This window comes from Clostridium sp. C2-6-12 (genome assembly GCF_009928485.1).
In the GTDB taxonomy this organism is placed as follows: Bacteria; Bacillota; Clostridia; order Clostridiales; family Clostridiaceae; genus Clostridium.
Genome location: NZ_JAABNP010000079.1, coordinates 1 through 4,334, shown reverse-complemented (window position 1 = coordinate 4,334; position 4,334 = coordinate 1). Strand labels below are relative to the sequence as shown.

Sequence of the window (4,334 nt, the reverse complement as noted above, 5' to 3'; positions counted from 1 at the left end):
TTAGTGGGTCAATTTTATTTGCAAAAGTGGGTCAAAAGTACTTGACAATCTACAAAAAGACTAGATAAATAATACCTAGTCTGCTAAAATACTAAAAAAATTCTACTAACTAAAAAGAATACATTTATACGATGCTTATTAGTACTCGCGTTTATTCTTTAATATATATTATATTAAGCCATTCAATTAGTTTTTTGGATTCTAGCCATTGCTCTAGTCTTTTTAATCTATTATCTGCTTCCCCTTGTTTTTTATCAGATCCAATATTTTGATCAATCCATATTCTAAAGCCATCTTCTTCATAAATAAAATAATCCGTTCCGTAGCTATCAACGATAAGATCATATTCTATATCTATAAATTCCTCTAATTTATCACTAATATCTAAATCCCCTACAGTCTCTTTATAAAAAAATAGTTTCCTTAAAAATTTAACTTTCCAATCGTTCATAATTCTCATCCTTCCAACATATTTATTAATACAATTATAACAAATTAAATCAATATATATCTTAATTTTTAAATTATTTCATCACATTCTATTACTTTCTGATTATAATAATTCTAAAATATTAATTTTCTTTGTATTTCTTTTACACATCTTATCCACCACCTTAAATTTAACTCATCTATTACTCAAGTATTTCTTATTTTTATGAATACATTAATATAAACTAATGTGCTTTTCATAAAAAATAGGATAGCAAATTTAACCTTACCATCCTAACTGCCTAGATTTCTAAATATAATAATTATGAATTTTCCTCTTCCATTTTAAACGAATATTTAACTTTTAATATATCTATAATATTATTTATAATTTCATCTAACTGTAGACTTCCATCAATTACATAATCCGAATTTGGTAAAATAGTCTTTAGCATCTCTTCATATGCAATTCTCGCATATTTCAAATAAAAACTCATATCTTCCCTAATTTCATCTCCAGTAGCATCATGCATATCACGTAGCACACGTCTTGCCATTGCTATATCTAAAGGAGTGTCAATGAAAATTGCACAATCTATAAATGATTTAATCAAATCATTTTTATATGCAAATGGATAATCCAAAAAAATGTATTTAACTTTCTTATCTTCTTTTAGTTTCAATATATCTTTTTCTAATGGCTCCAAGTTCCATACATTATAGTCTGCTCCATTTACCACCCATTGATGAAAGTCTTCAACTTCTCCTTCAAAGTCATAATCATCAAAATGAAGTGATTTAGAATTTTTTATTTTTTTATTGAGTTCATTTATTATGGTTGTCTTTCCACTTGCTGTAACACCTGACACTGCTATTATTACTGGTTTATTTATAATAATCACCTTCTTAAACATAGTATTTTTCCTTGCATAATTATATAGTTGATTTATTTTTGCATACTTTTTTCTATACTCAAACTTATCTTCCCCACTATGAATTATTATTTCCATACCTTTACATTATAGTGTTTCTTATCAAATCAATATTAATGATGATAATAAAACTAATAGTAAGACTACGACTATTACAACAACATACGAAGTGACATTTAATGTTATAACTAAAATCGCACTTAATTTAAACATATTCTTTATAGCTAATTCCTCTAATTCTAAATTTTTGTTTATATTAAATCTCTTTTGGAATAATATATATATATCCATATATACTTCTAAACTGTATTTTACACTTTTGGGTTGTTAATTTCTACCTCCCCTCCATTTTTAGACTGTAATAAAAAATAACCTAGCAAAGCTTATAAACTTTACTAGGATTTTTACTTTATTATAATATTCTAAGAAAATATTTTATCTACTAGTTTAACCAAATCATCCAAAATTAATTCTTTCTTCATAAAATAAGTAGCACCTAAAGCTTCACAAACACCCAACTCATTTGAAAAATTATTTTCCCCTCCATCAGAAAAAATAATTATGCTAATATCTTTATTTTCTTTTCTTATTTCTACTACTAATTCCAAACCAGTTTTTTTTGGCATATATATATCTGTAATTACTAAATCAATATCGCCTAATGCATTGTATATATCAATTGCTTCTTCGCCATTTGATGCTTCACTTACGTTATAACTTGCCTTTTCTAAAATAAGCTTTATAAGTTTTCTAGTACTTGGATTATCTTCAGCTACTAGTATATTTTTTTGTTTGTCATTCATATTTTTTAACCTCTCTTTTTTATGATATATCCTCAGTTGCAACTAATATTATATATTATTGTATTAATATATATAATTTTTATTTTACATTTTTATCATATTATTAACCACAAAATATATATATTTATTAATTATAACACATTATTATTACAATTTTGTCACAATTCGAACGAATAATACACAAACTCAAATAATTAAAATTTTTGAGTTTTTAAATATATTATTATTCAAAATACCATATTAATTACATATGTTTGAGTTATAATAAATTCAAGAGATTATTGCACGAAGACAGTAAGGAAAATTCAAATAGGAAAGGACGGTGAATACCGTTATAAATTTATTAAATCTAATAATAGTATAAAAGCAAAATAGAAGTAAAACTTATTTATACATAAAAAGAAATCTCAGTATAATAGATTTTAATAGATTTTGTGTAACGGTGTTATATGATATTAGAAAAGAAGCTAGCAAAAAAAAGATTAACAGAAGCTTATAATAATGCCAGAATTGAATATTTTGATGATAATTCTAAATATATATTTTTCAGTGATTGTCATAGAGGCGATTGTACTCCATCTGATGAATTTGCAAAAAATCAAAATATCTTTTTATTTGCATTAGAATTTTATTTTAATAATGGTTATACTTATGTTGAAGTTGGAGATGGAGATGAACTTTGGGAACACTCTAATTTTAAACACATAAGACTTGCACATGATGATGTATATTCTCTATTAAAAAAGTTCTTCAATTCTGATAGATTGATTATGCTATATGGCAATCATAACATACAGTTAAAATATAAAAATTTTGTAGAGAAGAATTATTATAAATTTTATGATGATTATAACGAAGAAGAAATAGAATTATTCCCCAATATCCAAGTATATGAGTCAATAATTTTTAAGCACAAAAATACTGGTCAGGAAATATTAACCGTTCATGGTCATCAAGGAGACATAATGAATGACAAGATATGGTTTTTCACTAGGTTTACAGTAAGATATTTTTGGAGATTTCTTCATTCAGTAGGATTTATAAATCCCGCAAGCCCTGTAAAAAGTTCAGAAAAGATTCATAAAATTGAACGTATTTATAGTGATTGGATTAAAAGCAACAAAATCATGATCATCTGTGGGCATACCCATAGACCACATTTTCCAAAAGTTAATGAAATACCTTACTTCAATGATGGCTCATGTGTTAGAGCAAGCGGAATACAAGGGATTGAGATAGTAAATGGACAGATAATGTTGATTGAATGGAAGATTAGAACTTCTTCAGATGGTAGTCTTCATATAAGAAGAAAAATCTTAAGAGGTCCAGAGCCAATTGAAACCTTTGATTTAAGAACAAGTTCTTGCTAATTATAATTAATTAGTTCTGTAACAATAAAAAAATAGCACACGTCATATCTTAAAAATTTTATTTCAAAAAATATGATGTGTGCTATGTATTATTTTAAATATTTAATTGTACAATTAGCCTTTAAGCTAGTAATTGTATCAGCAAAAAAAAGTCGTGTCACGAAAAAAGCGCTGCCAACACCCATTGAACCCGCAATCTATCTCCCCTCACCCCTATTTTCCAAAATTAGGGGTTAAATAAAGTCGTGTCAAGAATTTTCGCCTAACAAATAACAAAAAAGAGTAAAAACGGAAGCAAAAAAGAAAAAATCTCCCCCGATTAGCAAAATAAAGTTGTGTCACAAAGAGCCTAAATTAACCTCTTCTTTCTGCTCATGGCTGACGCCGATGCGAATGCTGCTTAAAATTTAGGCTCTCTTTCACATTGCTTAATCCCTCATTATTTCTGGCTTCTTTCATATTTTATTCTTTCCAAACACGCAAAAAAGACTATGCTCTTGAAGAGGATTGCTCCATTCTTCTTTGCATAGTCTTTCTACATACTTAACACAACTTTATTTTCCGTGACACGACTTTAGAAGTTTTGACACGACTTTTTTTTGCTGTGACAGTAATTGTTAGCAGATAAAATTGTCCCCCAAACCCATCCCATCACTCCCGCACCCTCTCCGCCCTCTCCACCACTTCCTTCCCGCCCTCTCCCAATTCCTCCCTCATAATAAAGTCCGCCACGCCAAAATCGCCCTTTTTTCCGACTTATTCACAGGTTAAAATTCAGATAAAATTCCAGAATCATAATA

The 4,334-nt window shown here is 27.6% G+C and carries 4 protein-coding genes; 1 reads left to right on the top strand and 3 read right to left on the bottom strand.

From position 1 onward, the window contains the following. Positions 1-151: 151 nt before the first annotated feature. The 3 genes from GXK56_RS27400 to GXK56_RS27390 all read right to left on the bottom strand — a co-directional run bounded on the left by GXK56_RS27400 (position 152) and on the right by GXK56_RS27390 (position 2,164). Complete coding sequence (locus GXK56_RS27400) at positions 152-451, bottom strand: hypothetical protein (protein WP_160693462.1); 300 nt, start codon at positions 449-451, stop codon at positions 152-154. A gap of 301 nt (positions 452-752) precedes the next feature. Further along, entirely contained in the window at positions 753-1,439 is a 687-nt protein-coding gene (locus GXK56_RS27395) for a hypothetical protein (protein ID WP_243156291.1), read from the bottom strand. A gap of 344 nt (positions 1,440-1,783) precedes the next feature. Next, positions 1,784-2,164, bottom strand: a complete 381-nt coding sequence (locus tag GXK56_RS27390) for a response regulator (protein WP_160693460.1) — start codon at positions 2,162-2,164, stop codon at positions 1,784-1,786. Between the two features lie 449 nt (positions 2,165-2,613). Here GXK56_RS27390 and GXK56_RS27385 point away from each other — a divergent pair, with 449 nt between their 5' ends. Continuing rightward, entirely contained in the window at positions 2,614-3,534 is a 921-nt protein-coding gene (locus GXK56_RS27385) for a metallophosphoesterase (RefSeq protein WP_160693458.1), read from the top strand. The last annotated feature ends 800 nt before the right edge of the window (positions 3,535-4,334 follow it).